The sequence below is a fragment of the Vibrio limimangrovi genome, from assembly GCF_054064025.1.
The window spans coordinates 181,155-201,040 of record NZ_JBSUGF010000008.1 but is presented as its reverse complement, the minus strand read 5'-3'; the positions used below and the strand labels follow the sequence as shown (position 1 = coordinate 201,040).

13 protein-coding genes are annotated in these 19,886 nt (G+C 44.8%); 3 read left to right on the top strand and 10 right to left on the bottom strand.

Going from position 1 to position 19,886, the window contains the following annotated elements; translation table 11 throughout:
* Positions 1-123: 123 nt before the first annotated feature.
* Positions 124-1,806, top strand: coding sequence for an aspartate:alanine antiporter (locus ACWYU8_RS11650; RefSeq protein ID WP_457519735.1), 1,683 nt, complete (start codon positions 124-126; stop codon positions 1,804-1,806).
* Positions 1,807-1,887: 81 nt separating this feature from the next.
* Here ACWYU8_RS11650 and fabV read toward each other — a convergent pair whose 3' ends face one another.
* The 8 genes from fabV to ACWYU8_RS11610 all read right to left on the bottom strand — a co-directional run bounded on the left by fabV (position 1,888) and on the right by ACWYU8_RS11610 (position 14,130).
* Positions 1,888-3,090: an enoyl-ACP reductase FabV gene (gene fabV, locus ACWYU8_RS11645; protein WP_457519734.1), complete on the bottom strand. Its 1,203-nt coding sequence runs from the start codon at positions 3,088-3,090 to the stop codon at positions 1,888-1,890.
* A gap of 177 nt (positions 3,091-3,267) precedes the next feature.
* Positions 3,268-5,550, bottom strand: a complete 2,283-nt coding sequence (locus ACWYU8_RS11640) for an acyl-CoA dehydrogenase (protein WP_457519733.1) — start codon at positions 5,548-5,550, stop codon at positions 3,268-3,270.
* Between the two features lie 81 nt (positions 5,551-5,631).
* Positions 5,632-6,258, bottom strand: a complete 627-nt coding sequence (locus tag ACWYU8_RS11635; protein WP_457519732.1) for a TetR/AcrR family transcriptional regulator — start codon at positions 6,256-6,258, stop codon at positions 5,632-5,634.
* Between the two features lie 569 nt (positions 6,259-6,827).
* Positions 6,828-7,979, bottom strand: coding sequence for a Na+/H+ antiporter NhaA (gene nhaA, locus ACWYU8_RS11630; protein WP_457519731.1), 1,152 nt, complete (start codon positions 7,977-7,979; stop codon positions 6,828-6,830).
* 352 nt (positions 7,980-8,331) lie between these two features.
* Positions 8,332-9,453, bottom strand: a complete 1,122-nt coding sequence (locus tag ACWYU8_RS11625) for a lipocalin-like domain-containing protein (protein ID WP_457519730.1) — start codon at positions 9,451-9,453, stop codon at positions 8,332-8,334.
* Positions 9,453-11,906: an ABC transporter permease gene (locus ACWYU8_RS11620; RefSeq protein ID WP_457519729.1), complete on the bottom strand. Its 2,454-nt coding sequence runs from the start codon at positions 11,904-11,906 to the stop codon at positions 9,453-9,455. The genes ACWYU8_RS11625 and ACWYU8_RS11620 overlap by 1 nt, the downstream gene beginning before the upstream one ends.
* Positions 11,887-12,558 (bottom strand): ABC transporter ATP-binding protein, encoded by a 672-nt coding sequence (locus tag ACWYU8_RS11615; RefSeq protein ID WP_457519728.1) that lies wholly within the window; start codon positions 12,556-12,558, stop codon positions 11,887-11,889. The genes ACWYU8_RS11620 and ACWYU8_RS11615 overlap by 20 nt, the downstream gene beginning before the upstream one ends.
* Before the next feature lie 192 nt (positions 12,559-12,750).
* Positions 12,751-14,130, bottom strand: a complete 1,380-nt coding sequence (locus ACWYU8_RS11610) for an MATE family efflux transporter (RefSeq protein WP_457519727.1) — start codon at positions 14,128-14,130, stop codon at positions 12,751-12,753.
* Between the two features lie 94 nt (positions 14,131-14,224).
* On the opposite strand from ACWYU8_RS11610, the gene ACWYU8_RS11605 reads away from it, so the two are divergent.
* Positions 14,225-15,706 carry a DUF2867 domain-containing protein gene (locus tag ACWYU8_RS11605; protein WP_457519726.1) on the top strand — a complete coding sequence of 494 codons (1,482 nt, stop codon included), beginning with the start codon at positions 14,225-14,227 and terminating at the stop codon, positions 15,704-15,706.
* A gap of 10 nt (positions 15,707-15,716) precedes the next feature.
* Here ACWYU8_RS11605 and ACWYU8_RS11600 read toward each other — a convergent pair whose 3' ends face one another.
* Complete coding sequence (locus tag ACWYU8_RS11600) at positions 15,717-16,337, bottom strand: NapC/NirT family cytochrome c (protein WP_457519725.1); 621 nt, start codon at positions 16,335-16,337, stop codon at positions 15,717-15,719.
* A gap of 30 nt (positions 16,338-16,367) precedes the next feature.
* Complete coding sequence (locus ACWYU8_RS11595; RefSeq protein WP_457519724.1) at positions 16,368-16,991, bottom strand: c-type cytochrome; 624 nt, start codon at positions 16,989-16,991, stop codon at positions 16,368-16,370.
* A 576-nt stretch (positions 16,992-17,567) separates the two neighbouring features.
* Between ACWYU8_RS11595 and ACWYU8_RS11590 the strand changes: the two genes are divergently transcribed.
* Positions 17,568-19,880 carry an OmcA/MtrC family decaheme c-type cytochrome gene (locus tag ACWYU8_RS11590; RefSeq protein ID WP_457519723.1) on the top strand — a complete coding sequence of 771 codons (2,313 nt, stop codon included), beginning with the start codon at positions 17,568-17,570 and terminating at the stop codon, positions 19,878-19,880.
* Positions 19,881-19,886: the final 6 nt, after the last annotated feature.

The following is a 19,886-nucleotide window of genomic DNA, read 5'->3' as shown; positions in this document are numbered from 1 at the left end:
TACCGTTACTCCCCAAAGTCAACTAATAGCAAAACATAAAAAAATTCACTTATCTTTTTGCTATATTTCGTTACAATTCCCTGCTACAAATCCTTCTTGGCACACACTTTACCGAGCCACACAGTGAATATAGACGTCGTATATCTTCTCGAACAAAACCCTATTCTTCTAATCTTCGTCGTATTAGCCATCGGCCTTGCCTTTGGAAAAATCCGATTCGGAAAATTGCAACTAGGCAACTCCATCGGTGTTCTAATTACCTCTCTCATAATGGGTCATTTAGGCTTCTCGTTTAATGCCGAAGCACTAACGATTGGTTTCATGCTCTTTATTTATTGCGTTGGTATTGAAGCTGGCCCCAACTTCTTTGGCATCTTTTTTAGGGATGGCAAGCATTATTTTGTTCTGAGCATGACCGTACTGGTTTCTGCGGTCAGCTTAACCTATGGCCTCAGCCACTACTTTGGTCTCGATTACGGCTTATCAGCAGGTATGATGGCCGGAGCATTGACTGCAACGCCAGTTTTGGTGGGTGCACAGGACGCGCTTAATTCTGGTCTGGCATCAATACCACGTGAGATGGACTTTTCTTTGGTATTAGAGAATCTATCTGTGGGATATGCTATGGCTTATCTGATCGGTTTGATCAGCATGATTATGTTCGCCAAATTGCTGCCAAAACTGCAAAAGCAGAATTTGTCTGATTCAGCTCAGCAAATTGCTCAGGAGCGTGGCCTTGGTAATTCTGGACAGAGAAAAGTTTACCTCCCGATTATTCGTGCCTATCGAGTCGGCCCGGAGCTAATCGATTGGACAGACGGCAAGAACCTGCGAGAATTGGGTATCTACCGTCAAACCGGCTGTTACATTGAGCGTATTCGCCGTAATGGCATCCTCGCACACCCTGATGGTGATGCGATCTTGCAAGAAGGCGATGAGATTGCGTTGGTTGGTTTCCCTGACAGCCATGCTCGATTAGACTCTAGTTTCCGACACGGCAAAGAAGTCTTTGATCGCAATTTACTTGATTTACGCATTGTAGAAGAAGAAATCGTGGTGAAAAGTGATGCTATTGCAGGTAAGCGTTTGTCCGATCTCAACTTGTCAGAGTTTGGCTGTTTCTTAAACCGCGTTGTTAGAGCCCAAATTGAAATGCCAATGGACTTAGATATCGTTCTCGCCAAAGGTGACGTACTCCAGGTCAGTGGTGAGAAAAGTCGCGTGCAAGGCCTGGCTGAAAAAATCGGTTTTATCTCAATTCACAGTCAAATGGCGGACTTACTGGCTTTTTGTAGTTTCTTCATTTTAGGAATTATGTTCGGTCTGGTGACCATGACATTCGGCCAAGTGTCTTTCAGCTTGGGTAATGCGGTAGGCTTATTACTCTCCGGTATTACCTTAGGCTTCTTACGAGCCAACCACCCTACTTTCGGTTATGTGCCGCAAGGGGCTTTAAACATGGTGAAGGACCTTGGTTTGATGTTCTTTATGGTTGGAATAGGATTAAGCGCTGGTGGCAAAATGTTTGAACATTTGACGCAAGTTGGCCCTAAAGTCATCGGCTTGGCATTTATTGTCAGTGTGGTGCCTGTTGTACTTGCGTACTTAGTGGGTGCCTACATTCTTAAAATGAACCGTGCCCTGCTTTTCGGTGCCATTATTGGTGCCCGCACCTGTGCTCCCGCTATGGATGTAGTAAACGATTATGCAAAATCTACCATTCCGGCTCTGGGCTATGCGGGTACGTATGCTATAGCAAACATCTTAATGACACTGGCAGGTACCATTCTTATCATTTTAAGTTGATTGACAGTTTCAAATACAAAAAAGGCGCTCACTGAGCGCCTTTTTACTTTCTCGATAACAAAGATATCTAAACAATAGAAACTAGATTTGAATGAAATCTGCTTCTACTGCTGGGTTAACGTCTGCTTCATAATCCACACCGTCAACACCAAAACCGAATAGCTTCAAGAACTCTTCTTTATACTCTACGTAATCAGTAAGCTCTTTTAGATTTTCAGAAGTAATCTGCGGCCACAGGTCACGACAGTGTTGTTGAATGTCTTCACGAAGTTCCCAGTCATCCAGGCGAAGACGATTCATTTCGTCCACTTCTGCTGCTGAGCCATCTTCTTTGTACAGACGCTGGCTGAACATGCGGTAGATTTGTTCCATACAACCTTCGTGCACGCCTTCTTCACGCATCTTCTTGAAGACCATTGCGATGTACAGTGGCATTACAGGAATTGCAGAGCTTGCCTGAGTCACAACCGATTTTAGAACAGCAACGTTCGCGCTGCCACCAGTTGCTGCTAGCTTCTCGTTAAGTGCTGTTGCTGCGCGATCCAGGTCCATTTTCGCTTTACCTAGCGCGCCATCCCAGTAGATTGGCCAGGTTAGTTCAGTACCAATGTAGCTGTATGCGACTGTCTTACAACCTTCAGCAAGTACACCTGCTTCAGAAAGAGCGTTGATCCAAAGTTCCCAGTCTTCACCGCCCATTACGGTTACTGTATCTTTGATCTCTTCTTCTGTTGCTGGCTCAACACTTGCTTCGATGATCACATCTTTATTGGTATCAACCGCTGTAGATGTGTAAGTTTCACCGATTGGCTTTAGAGATGAACGAATCAGTTCGCCAGTCTCTGGCATTTTACGTACTGGAGAAGCCAGAGAGTAAACCACCATATCAACCTGACCCAGGTCTTCTTTGATTAGCTCAATGGTTTTCTCTTTTGCTTCATTTGAGAAAGCATCACCGTTTAGGCTCTTAGCGTATAAACCTTCTTCACGAGCTAGCTTTTCGAATGCAGCAGCGTTGTAGAAACCAGCAGTGCCAGGCTTCTTCTCTGTGCCTTCTTTCTCAAAGAAAACACCAATAGTTGATGCACCGCCACCAAATGCCGCAGCGATACGAGAAGATAGACCGTAGCCACTTGATGCACCCACAACAAGAACACGCTTTGGCGCGTTTTTAATTGGGCCCTGCGCTTTAGTGTAAGCAATTTGTTCTTTTACATTAGCTTCACAACCAACTGGGTGCGTTGTAGTACAGATAAATCCACGAATTCTAGGTTTGATGATCATATTCAACTTCCTTTAAAAAACTTTGTAAGGATAAAAGTTTCGCTCCGAGTTCGCATCTAATTTCTGTAAAAATGCTTCGAAAATGCAAGTGGTTGGAGCACTCTTTATCAATTTTTGAGTGAGCTAAACAAAAAAGCACCTCCAAGAGGTGCTTTCATCGATATCGCTATTGCCCTGTTACGCCGCGGAAGTCAGATGTGACTTCTTTGGGGCATTTGTGCGCAGCTCCGAAAAGTCATGACTGAAGTGGTCAACCTGAATCGCTTTGTAACGTAGTTTATCCGCCGCTTTAACCTTATTAACCTCTTCCTGAGTTAAAACGCCAGCGTCAAGTGCTTGCTGTAAGCGGTCATCCAGAAGACCTTTACGTGCAACTTTGCCATCTTTGACTGCCTTAACAAGCTTACGTTCTAGCGGTTTGATAGCGTACATAGCCAGGAATGCATTCTCCATCAAACCCACGTTGTCATCTTCAGATTTACCGATGTAACAAAGGTGAGTCAGACGATCACGCTGTGCACCAGGAGTCATGATAGCTTCAGCAATATTGGTACTCAGCTGGTCACTTGGTTTATTGAAATGGTTGCCGAACGGGAATAGAAGTCCCTTCAGTACACCACCAACGTATTTCACCGGGAAGTTAATATACGCTTCATTCAAAGACTTAGCTGCGTTGTACAAACAGTGTTGTACAGCGTAGTGAACGAAATCTAAATCGCCTTGCTGACGGCCTTCATCTTCGTACTTTTTAAGCGCAGCTGACGCCATGTACAAGAAGCTTAAGCCATCACCTAAACGTGCAGAGATCATCTCTTTACGCTTAAGATCGCCACCCAGTGTCAACATTGCGAAGTCTGCACTCACAGCAAGCGCTCGGCTTAAACGCGTGATGTCTTTGTAGTACTTCTTGGTTGGACCGCTCATTTCTGCTTTGATAAAGCGAGAACCAGTTAACGCAGCACCTAAAGCACCGAATGTGTTCCCAGTTGCATGTTTGATGTGTTTGAACAGCAAGTCATCAAACTCTTTCGCGCCTTGCTCTGCATCTGGGTTCGCTGCCGCTTCCATCTCTTTTAGTACGTATGGATGACAACGAGTCGCACCTTGACCAAAGATCATCAAGTTACGCGTCAGAATGTTGGCACCTTCTACGGTAATCGCAACTGGAATACCTAGGTAATGCTTCGCCAGATAGTTCATTGGACCATCCTGGATAGCACGACCTGCGTGAATATCAAATGAGTCATTCAGCAGCGTACGAGCCATCTCAGTCATATGATATTTCGCAATAGCCGTTACGATACCCGGCTTCTCTTTCATATCTAGCGATGTAGTTGTCAGTGTACGCGTCGCTTCAAGAAGGTAAGTTAAACCACCAATGCGACCCATTGCTTCTGCCACACCTTCGAATTTACCGATAGACATGCCGAACTGTTTACGCACATAAGCATACGCACCTGTCGTCCTTGTGGTTAGGTGTCCAATCGCCGCACCAAGTGCTGGAAGTGAAATACCACGACCTGCCGACAGACATTCAACCAACATACGCCAGCCTTTACCTGCGTAATCAGCGCCACCAATCAACCAATCCATTGGGATAAAGACATCTTCGCCACGCGTTGGACCGTTCATGAATGCAGAGCCCAAAGCGTCGTGACGTTCACCAATTTCGACGCCTTCGTGATCGGCTGGAATTAACGCACAAGTGATACCCACATCTTTCTTGTCACCAAGCAGACCGTCAGGATCCTGGAGTTTAAATGCCAGGCCAAGTACCGTCGCGACTGGCGCAAGTGTAATGTAACGTTTGTTCCAGCTCAGGCGAATACCAAGCACCTCTTTACCTTCATGCTTACCGTAACAAACAACGCCCTGATCTGGTATACCACCTGCGTCAGAACCAGCTTCTGGGCCTGTAAGCGCGAAACACGGAATGTCTGTACCATCCGCTAGTCGAGGCAACCAGTAATCTTTTTGCTCTTGTGTTCCGTAGTGAGAAAGAAGCTCACCAGGGCCAAGTGAGTTAGGTACCATTACCGATACAGCAGCACTGATGCTTCGTGTCGCAATGCTGGATACAATTGTAGAGTTCGCCAATGATGAAAACTCACGACCGCCGTATGCTTTAGAAATAATCAGCGAGAAGAAACGCTCTTTACGCAAGTACTCCCATACTTCAGGCGGTAAGTCTCGGTCTTCTTTAACGATTTTTTGATCGTCAAGCATTTCAAGCAGAGTAGCAAGTTCATTATCGATGAACGACTGCTCTTCTTGTGTTAGCGTCGGAGTTGGGTACTGGTGTAATGTTTTAAAGTTTGGTTTGCCGGAAAATAGCTCTGCATCCCACCATACACTGCCCGCTTCCATCGCCTCTTTTTCAGTGCTAGACAACGGAGGTAGTACTTTTTTAAACATCTTAAATGCTGGGTCACTAATCCATTTTCTTCGTAGAGAGCTCATTGTTCAGATCCTTTTGTTCACGTTACCGTTTCGGCATTATTTTATTATTGGTTTAACTCGCAACTTACTTGGGCGGGTCAATTACTTCGCTGACATACCTGCTGACAAGTAAGGAATTAACAAATCGACTACGGACTTTATATCGACTTCTTTTTCGAATTTGCTTTGTGCAAGTTCGGATAAAGCTTGACTGGATGCCATCGTAAATACGCAAGTTCCCAGTGTGAAATGCAACCGCCAGAATAATAGCTCTTCCGTTAGCTCAGGGTTTGCTTTCATAATTGAGGCAGTAAATAGTTTCAATACTTCTTCGTATCGAGTGGTGATGAACCAGCGCAAATGACCTTGCACATCGGTATAGCCGCGGCCCACTAACAGCATAAACAAAGCTGTACCATTTGGGCGCACATCGTTAAGCGCACGTAAAGGTAAACGCAGTGACTCAAACACTTCTTCCATTGTGTAGCCATCGCGGGTGTTCAGTTCCATCAGAGACGTTTTGATACTTGGCATCAGAGCTTCTAAATATCGGTCTAAAACCGCTCTAACTAACGTCTTTTTATCGCCAAAGTGGTAATTTACCGAAGCAAGGTTTACATTCGCTCTGCCAGTAATGGTTCTCAGTGATGTATCATTGAACCCATGCTCTGCAAATAACCCTTCTGCGACATCTAGTATTTTTTCTTTTGTTGAAGTTCTCGGGGCCATTTTTATTTCAATCACTCGTATTAAACAACTGTTTGAAATATACCCTCGAATGGCGAGATTAACAAATGATTAACATCACATTTTCAATAATTATTCTTTTACTTAAAACACTCAACGTCTTATTGGGATAGATTTCAATTAACTAGCGCCATGTACTCTTGAACAATTTAAACACGGGGTAACTCACTTCTCTGCAACGTACGGAGTTGGATCTGTTCGGTTTGCATGCTTTCACCGTTTGATGAACAAGATGTTGCTAAGCCACTTACACTCATTACTAAAAGATAGGAAAAATAATTTGGAAAAAAATGGAACCGAATGAAAAAAGCCCGGTCTGAATAGATGTAACAACTAGGGCATTTTAAGTTTCACTGGCCGTCAAACTTTTCCATCTGATTGTTACGTTGCTGCTTTTTTCTTATTAACTCCTATGTTTGTATCCGCCCAGTCAACGTTTCGACTGGGCTTTTTTTCGTCTGTCATTTTTTCTTTGTAACTTATACCTGCTGTGCTACAGACATAAAAAACCTCCCAGCACGGGAGGTTTTCAGTGTAATCAGGGTATTAAACTAAGCTTTTACCTTTTTCGGCAAAGAAAGGTGCAACAATATATAGCCAAGTATTGCTGCTGTGGTTGAACCCATCAAAATACCAAGTCTTGCGTAGGTATCGAACTCTGGACTCACATTTCCGAATGCAAGCGATGAGATAAAGATAGACATCGTAAAGCCGATACCACAAAGCACAGAGACAGCAAAGATATGCTTAAAGCTGATCCCCTCAGGTAGCTTCGCGACACCCATTTTTACCGCTGCCCAGCTGAAAGTGAAAATACCTAGCGGTTTACCTATCAACAAGCCAAGCGCAATACCAAGTGGCAGCATAGAAGTCAGGCCTGACAGTGATACTCCCTGGAGCGAAATACCAGCATTTGCAAAAGCAAACAAAGGAAGAATACCAAACGCCACATATGGATGAAGTGCGTGTTCCATATGTTTAAGTGGAGAGCGCTCTCCAGGCTTACCTTGAAGCGGGATTGCAAAACCGATAACAACACCAGCTAGTGTCGCGTGGACACCAGACTTAAGCACTGCAAACCAAAGTATTGTACCTACGATCATATAAGGTGTCAGTTTTGTCACTTTCTTGGCGTTTAACATAAACAGAACGCCAGTCATAACGAAGCCAACCAATAATGCCATCGTTGACAGGTCACCTGTATAGAACAGAGCAATAATGACAACGACACCTAAGTCATCGATGATGGCCAGAGCCAAAAGGAATACCTTCAGGCTGACTGGGACACGATTACCCAAAAGAGCCATGATACCCAATGCGAAGGCAATGTCGGTAGCCGCTGGAATTGCCCAGCCAGAAATGGCCTCTGCGTCACCAGCATTAAATGCAACGTAAATAAGAGCAGGTGCCAACATACCACCTACTGCAGCGATTGCCGGAAAAATCGCAGTTTCTTTCGACTTCAGAGCACCTTCAAGCAGTTCTCGTTTGACCTCAAGGCCAATTAGTAAGAAAAATACCGCCATCAGGCCGTCGTTGATCCAGTGAGAGACTGACATACCAAATACATAACTATGCAGCACTGCTTGGTAAGTTTCGCCCAGAGGTGTGTTTGCAATTACCATCGCAATCGCCGCAGCAATCACGAGAAGAATACCACCTGCCGATTCCATTTTGAAAAAATCGCGAATGACATCGTTCATAGCTTTATCCCTATATTCATTATCTTAATAAACGATCAACAAGAATGATTAGAGTGTATAGCTGTCGATAACTTTAGAATAATCGCTTGTTCAGAGTATAAACTTCGTTATTTCCGATGATTAACTCACAACACATCGTATTTTCCAACAACAACTTTATGGTTATTAAGACTAATTGCATATCAGATCTTTGATATTTACTAAGCAGTATGACTTACAATTCAGCATAACATGATTAAAGCACTTCTGATAAGCACGTGGAAATCCTCTCCCAAACGAGCAAACTACAGAGACTAAAAAGCCACCGCAAAGGTGGCTGGGTAAATTAAAACGCATGGTTGCTGATTGAAAGCTAATAGCCTGTCAACTGCATAAAGCCCCAAGCATCGTTAGAGCCGAAAGCCGTCACAGGCCCTTCCCAGTATGGGATGGCAAACGGAAGCCACATATTCGAATTAACGACCCGGGTCATCAGGTCAATATCCTGCCCCGGAACTTCAATTAACCACTGCAACGGGAGTCGCTTGCCATTAGATAAGCTGGTCACATGTACTGGTTTAATCGTGATTTCTTTTTCGGTCAGGTTTATCACCTTGCCAGAACGCGTTGATAAGGTGCCAAAAATATGAGGCATCTGACCTAAATGACGATAGCGGCTGACGGTCAGCGCTCTTCCGTCATCCAAATTAAAGGTGAACCAATCCCAGCCTTGCTGCCCCTCTCCGATTAAGCCACTACCCCACTCTTTTTGAGTCCAGGCCGAACCTGATACCGCCACACGCTGTCCATCAATATTCAGCGTACCTTTCACACTAAGGAAGGGGGCGCTAAAACTGTACGAAGCCACTGATTGCAGAGCGTGTTTGACCTGAAAACCTCCGTCCCCATTGATAACGAAAGGCCCGTTTGTTTGTGTATTAAGATCAAGGCTGAATCTATCCGTAGCCACACTGAGCTTACCGGGAAATGGGGTTGTACCAAGCGATCGCCAGTTCCAATTATCGATCCAGAGGCTAAACGGGTGGTTTTGCATGCCAGCCTGACCAATACCCCCACGTGCTATACGCTGCTCCTTCCATACTTGCGAGCCACGGCTTATAACAATATGTGAGATGTACAACTGCGGATCTTGCCAGCCACTCGTGTCACGTTCATCCGTTGCAACTCGAAAGTAGCTCCACTGCACATTATAGGTCTCACCAACCACGTCTGTTAACCTGGCAAAGTAGTTCCACCATTCATGTTGGTAATCGGGATGAAACTTAAAATCTTCTGGCAATGTGACGTGTTCATTCGGCAAAACTGGCTCAAAGATCGTTTTGTTTTCTCTGCTAAGAATCGAGTTGATTTCACTCTCTTGAGTTGGTGTTTCGTCAGACCATAACACTGAGTAGACCAATCCTAGTAAAGCGGCAACGACAACAATAACCATCACCGATAGTAAGAAGCGCTTTTTAGAACTCATTTTTCTCACTACAACGCATCCCTCAATGACTTCATTGGTGTGCTTTTGATCATCCTAATCACAGGCAAAGCACCGGCAACCATAATGGCTAACATTGCCCATGCAATTGTCTTAGTGTATTCCCATGGAATAATTTGCAATTCCAGTGACCAGCCAAAAGATTGTCTAATAATGATATCCACAATAACATGTGCTAATGCGAGACCTAACGGCAGGGCAATCATGGCAGAAATAGCACCAAACGCGAACAGTTGCAAACCGCCAAGCAACACCAGTTCTTTCCCGGATACACCCATACATCTAAGCAATGAAAAATGCCGCTGGCGAGACAACTCCCCTGCAAGTGTCGCAAAGAACAAGCCAAAAACTGCGATGATAAGTGTGATGTTACCCAGCGTACCAGCGATAGCAAACGTATGGTCAAAGACACGCATTGCCTGGTTATAAATGTTACTGTTATCAAACACGCGATCCTGAGGTAACCGGAATACGTTTTCCAATCGACTCTTTAACCCATTGCTATTCACGTTATCAGTCAGCACAACACCTAACCCGACGTTCCCAGTTCCTGCAAAAGCATAGAGCCAATTTCTATGGGACATAATGACCTGATTATATGGATTTCCATAATCATAATAGACACCAGCAACTTGCCATCCCTCTCCAAGAGGAGCCTGAAGATCAATAACATCCCCAGGTCGGATATTGAGTTTTAGCGCCATAGACTCACTGACCATCAGGCTTTTTACATTATGTAGCTGATACCAGTAATTAATTACGCCTAACTTCACGGTTAAAGCGTCGAGCTCGCCTTCAGATGCACCAGTACTGACAACTTGTAGTGCGCCCTTATCGGTTGGAATCTCTTTTTCCCATCGCCACCACACAGCCTCAACTTCTGGTTGCTGCTGCAGCCAGCTACTCATACGTGCTGCATTGTTGTTGTTCGGATAAATATAGATATCTGCAGCCAAACGTTGGTTAAGCCACTTGTCAGTCGTGTCTCTGAAACTGCCCACCATGGTTTCAACACCGATGTTTGCCGCCAGAGCAAGCATAAATGCCATGGTTGCTACGCCACGATAACTCATGCTGGCCGCAGCGTCAGCAAAGAACCATCGCACTCGAACCCAACGTAACGAATAGGAAAAGCTCTGAAATACATGCCACATAATAAACGGCATCAGTAGTGCGACACTTATCATCATCAGAGCAATAATAGTAAAGCCAATTTCCTGTGTTTTAGGCGCTTGATAAACAGCAATAGCGGCGACACAAAAAGCAAAAGCTGCAAGTGCTTGCCAAGAGAACTCACTACCGGCAAAACGCATCAGAGACAAACGGGACGAAAGACGAATTGGCTGCGACTTAAGTAAGCGGATTAATGGCCATAAACAAGATATCAGAGCGCCCATTGCTGACATAATTAAGCTGTATGCACTCGACTTCCACGACCACTCTATCGATAAACCGACATTTGCATCATATAAATCACTTAAACTCGATGAAACCGTCGGAATCAACTCATTGGCTAATATAACCCCGAAGAAGTTTCCGCATGCCCATGCAACAAGGACTAGAATAGTTAGCTCAAGCAGAATGGCTTGTGCCAATTGTGTACCGCTTACACCAGCTTGACGCAAAATGCCGACAAGTCGCTGACGTTGTATGAGCGATAATGACATGGCTTGATAGAAAATAAATAAACCAACCAAAAACGACAGCATCCCCATTGCGGTTAAATTCATATGGAACGCTTTGGTCAGAGACTCTAACTCGTTGCGTGTATTGCGAGTCAGCGTCATACCGTTTGGCAATATTTTCTTTAACGCTGACAATTTCTCTTCAGACATTTCGCCACATAAAATCGAGGATAAGCCAGAGCTGCGCTTTAACATACGCAATAGCGAAATATCAGTGATCATCCTTGTGCCTGAAAGCAAGTCATTTTGATCTACCTGAACAGGTCCCAAGCGGCTACCATCCCTCATTTCGATAAAGTCGCCGTCTTGCCACCCCATATAAGAGGCCAAGTCTTGGCTCATCAGGATAGGATATGGCGGTTTCATTAACGTCAGGACTGGCATCTCCCCTAAAGATTTACCTTGTTTAAGGGGAACCATGGCAACAGGATCAATTCCCACTAACATCAGGTTCATGTCTGCCTTTGTGTCCAGATGAAGCACGTCAAACGGGGCGCATTGATTAAAACCAGCACGACGAAGTTGAATATAGAAGCCCTGAGGAACCTTATTGGCAGAATGCTTAGCGCTGATACGATATGGCAAAGGGTTAGAGAAAAGTTTCTCGCCAGTCGCATAGCTCTGTTTCGCATGCTGGTTAATAGAAGTGACACCAACAAGAAGGGATACGCCTAAGGTTAAACCTAACCAGACGAGAATAATTTGTAGTGGGTAACGACGGTAATGACCGAGTAGTGCCTTAACTACGGGCCATAACATGCAGCTGCCCTCCTTGAAGTCGAATTTTGCCTTCCATATGATCGGCGACTTTCTCACTATGCGTAACCAGCAGCAAAGTACAATTGAGTTGGCGAGCCAAAGTGGTTAATAGACGCATCACGGCTTCCGCGTTACGTTCATCAAGACTCCCGGTAGGTTCATCAGCGAGAAGAATTTGTGGTTCCATATAAAGAGCACGAGCAATCGCGGCACGTTGCTGCTGACCACCTGAGACTTCTTCAGGATAGCGGCCAAGGAGTGGCATAAGATCGAGAGCAGAAAGAATTTGGCGCCATAAACCTTTATCTTCAGGTAATCCTTTTAGCTGACGGCAAAAACGAATGTTATCGGCAATATTCAAAGTAGGAAGAAGATTAAATTGCTGGAAAATATTGCCGATATTATTACGACGATAGAGGGTCCTTAAACGCTCTGGAGCATCATGCATCGAAAAACCGACAAATTGAATTTCCCCGGAATCCACCGTATCGAGCCCTGCAATCAGATTCAGTAATGTACTCTTACCTGAACCACTTTCACCCATCAAAGCAATTTGCTCGCCGCGCTGTAATGTTAATTCTGCCCCTTGTAAAACAGGATGAAACTCTCCCCCATCTACATAGCCTTTACATAGGTCTGACAGTCTTAACATTAATTTTGCCGCTCAACAGGTATTTAAAATTGGGATAAGAATCTACACTAAAATCCGACCAGTAGGAAGTATTTTGAATACTAGATCACATTATCAAAGAACAAATGCAACTCGATTCACTATCTGAACAATTTTTTATTGAAATTAAGATCAATTTCCTTCCTCGAATAGATGCCGTTGTTCTAGGGTATGTCATTGGTTTCCAATCAGGTTTCTCATCCATTTTTTACTTTTCATACGAGGTAAAGAAATTGCCCATTTCACCACCTCTTCAGTCAGAAATAACAAATACACCCACTGAGGCTCCCAACCAAGATGAATGGCAGCAAACGCCGCCAGAGGGATACCGATCACCCATTGAGCAATCACGTCCTGATACAAGCAGAATTTTACATCCCCACCAGCGCGCAAAACTCCAACTATGACCATCATAGGAAAAGAACGCAACACGACACCGATCGCTAAAATCATCATAAATTGTTCCGACAACTCTCGTGTCTCGGGTGTCAGGGCACTGAACGCATCAAGAATCCATTGGTTTGAAACCAGCAGAAGTACAGCGACGATCAAGGCAATAACCACATTTAAAATCACCGTTGCCCACGCCTGATAGTAAACCGGTTCAAAATTCTTTGCGCCTAATTGGTTGCCCACTAAAACTGCCGCAGCATTCGACAAACCGATCATCATTGCCAAAGCTATCGATTCTACTGGCGTCATAACAGAGAGCGCCGCTAACCCTTGAACTCCAGCCTGTCCCATAATTGCATGGTATACAAATAACCCGCCGGCCCAGGCCAAAAAGTTAAATGTGGTTGGTAAAGACAGGCTGAGAAAGCGCGTCACTTTCTCCAGCATCAGACCAGCCCGGATATCGTTCCATCCAAACGCGAGGATGTGTTTCTTGTGCCACAAATAACCAAACAAGCAGCCGACTTCGATAGCGCCACTGATGACTGTCGCTATTGCTGCACCAGTGATACCAAGCGCAGGGAAGCCTAAATGGCCGAAAATCAGCACCCAGTTTAAGAACACATTCGATACAATCCCAATACCACTGAAGAACGTACTTAACCCAGGTTGGTGCATTGCCCGAAGGCCGACCGCCATGCTGGCGACACAGGCAACTGCGAACATACTGGCAGACGACGCGATCAAGTAGTTTGCACCTAAATCAATCACCTTCTGGGAATCCGTGGTTAAACTCATAATGGGCTGCGGAAAGACGACAAACAAAAAAACGGCCATCGCAGCAAACACCATTGATATCACCCAGGTTAAAGACGTGCTTTCTCGAACCCCCGATTTATCACCAGCTCCCCAATATTGAGCGGTTAATAACGCACCGCCTGTTGTCACTCCAACCAACATAATCGTGGTGACAAATGTCGCTCGAGCTGCCACACCAACAGCGGCAATTTCGGCTTCGCCAAGTTGGCCTAACATCAAAACATCGACCAAACTTCGGCTGGAAAACATGATGCTTTGTAAGGTAATAGGAAGCGCGATAGCAAACAAACGACGCAAAAACGCTTTATCGGCATGGATCGAGAGTTGAGATAGAAAAGTCACAAACACTCCAACGACAACTTATTGATAGAATGAGAAAAGTGTCCCATGATTATACTCAGTGGCGATGATTCCACCAGTAATAAAAGGATAGTGAATGAAAAAGGTGTTGGTACTTGGCGCGTCTGGCTACATTGGCTCACAACTTCTCCCTTTACTTTTAGATAAAGGTTACAATGTCACTGCTTCAGCGAGACACATTGACTACCTTGAATCGCGAACCCGCCCTCACCCAAATCTGATCCTGACTTATCTTGACTTAGCGGATGCTGAAGCAACCGTTTCTGTTGTTAACGATTTCGATTTAGTGTTCTTTCTGGTCCATGGCATGGCTGAAGGGCATGATTTTGTTGAATATGAATTACACCTTGCGTTGAACTTTAAGAATGCGTTAGAAAAAAGCCGAGTCAAACACGTTATCTATCTGAGCGCCATCCAACCACAAACGGGAAATTCACGTCATTTGGCGGCTCGTAAAGCGACAGGAAAGATCATACGTCAGTCAGGCATACCTGTAACGGAATTACGTGCCGGGGTGATCATTGGGCCAGGTTCTGCCGCATTTGAAATAATGCGAGATTTTGTTTACAACCTACCAATATTGGTGACACCAAAATGGGTCGATTCCAAAGCCAACCCAATTGCTTTACCTAATCTCAATCACTATTTGCTTGAGCTTGCCGCAGCTACTCCACCAGCGGAGAGTCAAATTTATGAAGTTGGTGGACCTGATATACTCAGCTATCGGCAACAATTCCAGGTGATTTGTAAGTCCGTCAACAAACCTTATCGATTGTGGTCTACCCCACTACTCACACCTCAAATGGCCTCTTACTGGCTCGGGATGATTACCTCCGTACCGGCAAACATAGGCAAAGCACTACTTGCTGGTCTTGAACATGACTATATTGCGGACTCCACATCGATAGAAGAACGATTTCCGCAGCAGATGATTAGCTATGAACAGGCTGTGAACGATGCGATCGCGACAGAGGGAACCTTTGTTCGCAGCAATGTCTGGGGCTTTGAACCAGCAGCACTACAACGTTGGCAACCCGGGTACGGTTATTTCCCCAAACAAGCTGGCGCAAAGATTAGAACTAAAGCATCAGCAGAATCATTGTGGAAAGTCGCACAAAAAATTGGCAGTCAGGAAAAAGGCTATTATTTCGCGAATGTTTTATGGCGAACACGTGAGTGGCTGGATATTTTTTTCGGCGGAGGAAAACCAGTCAGAGTTTCCCCTCCAGGCCCGGAACTAAAGGTTGGTGATTTCATTGATTCATGGAAAGTCATTCGATGTGAGAAAAACCAGTTCCTTTCACTGTTTTTCGGTATGAAAGGACCTGGTCTGGGGCGCTTGGAAATCACGATAAAAGATGAAGGTGAAGAAAGAGAACTGGACATCACCGCTTGGTGGCACCCACAGGGCTTTAGGGGCCTTCTCTACTGGTTCGCCATGATGCCTGCCCATCTGTTTATATTCAGAGGCATGGTTAAAGCCATCGCAAACCAAGCAGAAAAGAACCAAACTCAGCCTGTCACGCAAACAACAGAAAAAGAAAATGCCTCAAATTAAGAGAATTCAGTTATTGGCTCCGAGTGGTATTTAACACCGCTGAAATCTCGACTGGTTCTTCAGCTTCTACTTCTTCTACTTTTTCCTCCGGCAACTTATGTGCAATTCCGGCATGGCAATCAATACAAGATTGATCTCTGGAATCCATCATCTGATGTCGGCGGGCAGTCGTACGACCTTGCTCTTCGAAATCCATTCTATCGACTTGATGGCAGTACTTACACTGCTTAGATTTCTCCGCAACAAACTGCTCAGTAACGATTGCCGCGAGCCTCGGCCTATGCTCCGACTCAAAGTTTTCCAGCGTTATATCTCCTTTGAGTTTGTGGAAGATATCGGCTGTCGCGGTTATCTTGACTAACATTTTAGGAATAAATTCTCGCGGAACGTGACAATCGCTACACGTCGCAGCTATCACGCCTTTTGAGTTTTTGAAGTGGATGGACGATTGATATTCTTCAACAATCGTATCCATTCCTATGTGACATCCAAAACAAAAGTCGTTGGTGTTTGAGTAATTCATAACACCATGATAAGTACCCAGCGCGGCCACGCCCAAAATAAACGCAACCACGCCACCGAGGGGAATACCGAGCATCCATTTCTTGTTTGGTCGACTCCACCATCCCATATCGTTCGCCTCATTCTGTCAGAAATTGAGTTACTGGAAACTTGCGTAGTATTCAGACAGTGCGACTAAATCATCACCACTCAGTCCCTGTATAGCTGCATCCATTTTTTTATCTACTGAACGAGCACCACTATGGAATTGCTTCAACGTTGTCAGTAAGTAACCTTTTTGCTGGCCAGCCAAAAGAGACGTTTCATCCATCGGGTCACTTCCGCCTTCTATGTGGCAACTTTCACAGTTTTTCTCATGGATCATTTTCCCTTTGTCAGCAAGGGACTGATCAAAACTTTGTTTAGCACGAACAAATTCAAGCTGCGAGTAGTGAGCAGCCAGTTCCTCAACTTCTTCTTCCGAAAGGCCTTTCACGATGGTCGCCATATCACCACTCTTACTGGTGTCACCATGAACGTGCTTCACCGTTTCTGCAGGTCTACCCTCGCTATATTTCAGCATCTGATCAACAAAATTAAATTCCGGAAGACCAGCAATGATAGGAATATTCGTATTTTGGGACACACCACCAGGGCCATGACACGCTTCACATTCTAAACGTTCAATCAATTCCGGCGCTGAAGCTTGAGCCGCTGAAACAAGCAAAAAATTTGTTGTAATCAACGCTAAAGCTTGGGTCATTTTTGTCAAAGAAGAACACATAGGCTGCAATTCCTAAATTTGATATCCACCAACTGAGATAAGAGGAAAGGGGTGTTGCAAGTCAGGAAAAGCACCGAGTAGAAAGTAGAAAGGCCTTAGCGTTGATGCTATCAAGCATCACATAGCAAATAAAGAACCGCCTATTTATACGTTTTTCCTATTACAACGAGACCATCTCAACATCTCATTCACATACAACTTACATCGTAGACCAAGCTTCTGAAATTTGCAGATATTACAAAAAAGAATATCAAGCACACTTAACATAAGTCGTTGTTATTTATAAAAAACCAACAAATCTACAATATTCAAAGCCTTGAGCACTATCACAACAGCTAAAAAAACCCTTCTCATATCAGGGTGAAGCACGTAATTGTGTCTATACTCATATCAATCAGTGCCAGAGTAGGTTGTTAAATTCCTTCATGTTGCCCTGCTCTTTCAACTTTATAATTTATAAGAATAACGCAAGTCATTTTATAACCGCCCTTTATACCTAAGGGCAAAACACTCAATAAGTTGTATCTAACCAGTCCCACTTTTATTTATATCTATTAGGTGAAAGCGAGAGGGAAAATGAACAGTATAAAATCAATTTTCATCACAACCCTTGCCATATTATTGGCCGCATGTGGTCCGGGCGGTAAGAATGATCAAAATTCCCCTCCGCCAGACGTGAGTTCATTCAGCGTTGAAGTGGAAACGCCGATGCTCATCCCCTCCGACAGTGGTACCGAAACAAAGTTGGTGGTTGACTTTAAAGTCTTAGACGGTGCAGGACGCGACTATGCGTTCGACACGGATAAAGATTTTCGAATCGCTGTGTTAAAAGCAATGCCAGCTCGCAGCGACGTTGAAGATACCAACGATCCCTCGTACGCTTTTAACGGCCGAAACGGTAATACCTTCTGGAAGAGCTTCCATCACTCTAGTAACGACTCAAGCAACCGTGCTTCAATGGAAAGTGCTTGGGACGGTCAACTAGAAAAAACGGACGACGGCTATCGCTATACCTTTGCAATCGCTGACATTCTGAAAGTCGCCGATCCTTACCTAGTAGATTCTGCAGATAATGATGGATTCATAAGCTGGGATGAAGACAAGTTACACCGCATCGTTTTCGCCTACGGTGATCAAGAAGTTGGTTTTACTCATGTCTACGAGTGGGTACCGGGAACAAATTCGGAAAGCACCGTTTCAAGAAATGTGATTGAAGACGGAACATGTGCAAATTGTCATATGAACGAACCACTTCATCACGGGCCTGGTTATCGCTCAATTGATAACAACATAGCAGTGTGTACTTCTTGTCACAACGACAGTAACCCAGGCGCCGCCCCTGGTCGTCGACCACTTGCTGCTGTTGTGCACCAATACCACGGTAATGTGTTTGCACTTGGTAATGACAGAAACGATCTTACTACCTACAAACAACCCGTTGATGAAAACGGAGCTTTGGTCACCGACATTAATGGTCTGGTTGTAGAGGGCAGCCCTTTCCCGCAAGACATTCGTAACTGTACGACTTGCCACTCGAGCGATACTGCGAAAGCATCAGATGCAAACAACTGGTTTGAACATCCAACCCAAGTTGCTTGTGAAACCTGTCACTTGTTCCGCGATCGTGGCGCTCATGCAAACCAAGTGGGTACTGCGTGGATTCGAAACGGTTCTCCTCAGAACACCTGTACCGGATGTCATCGTCCTTATGAGCGTGACGAAAATGGTGACCCTATTATTGGTGAAGATGCTGCTAGAAGCGCGAAAACGGTTCATATGACGCGTTTAGCAAACCTTTCTATCGCCAGAAACACGTTAGACGTCTCGATTGAACAAGCTCGTTTCATTGATGATAGCTTCGAAGTGCAAGTGCGCATCATGAAAGACGGTGTGGGTATAAGCTCGATGGATGAGATTAGCCCATATATCAATAATGACGACCACTTCTACCTTCTTCTTAACTGGGATAACGGCGAAGGGCCTATGTTGTCATATTTAAGTCCTTTGACATTCTCGTCTCCATCGCCGCTCCCAACCGTTGATCTGAACATGTATGGAGACGGTGCGGTTGGCGATGGCTGTGTTGCTGAAGGCAATGGCATGTTCACCTGTCAGAAAGACTTAAGCACGTCTGATGTCAAACCAACCAGCACCTCGAAACTGACGGTAAATATTGCTGAGATACCTCTCTGTGCAGACAGAGAAGAAGCAGTGCTAAGTGAGTGTGTCAACTTTACTGGTATTGATCTCATCAAGAATCCATTCGTGATTGCAGCGCATAACACTTCTGCAGCCTTTGGTATCGGTGGTGTGGAGATGTCTCATAGTCTTCCAATGGGCGCGGATATTGAGAGCTGTAACGGTTGTCACAAAGAATTGACAATCCACAAAGACTCTCATGCAGCGACTGATTTCCAGCAATGTAAAAATTGCCATAACTCAGAACGCCCATCTTTTTACTCAGGCATACCAGCAGATCTGAAATACCACGTCCACTCCTATCATGCGTATGGATCTCATCGAAATGGTGAAGTGGTATTCCCTGGTGCGATAAACAATTGTGAAGCTTGCCATACATCTTCTCAATATAACCTGCCAAGTCAGGCGAATACGCGTCCATCATTGGCGACTAATACCGCTGGAGAAACTAAGTACTTCAGCCCGGCTTTAGTGGCCTGTAGTGCATGTCACCTTGAATCAGCACTAGCCAATGCAGACCCGGAAACCGTTGCTGGTGACGCTATATTGACGCATATGTTGAATAACGGAGCAGTCTTTGGTGCTGACACCGCGGAAGAAGCAATGGGTTCTGAGCAATGCTCGACTTGTCATGCTATCGGGCAGACTCAAGGCGTAGATAAGGTTCACAAGGTATATGACTACCGTTGAAAACGT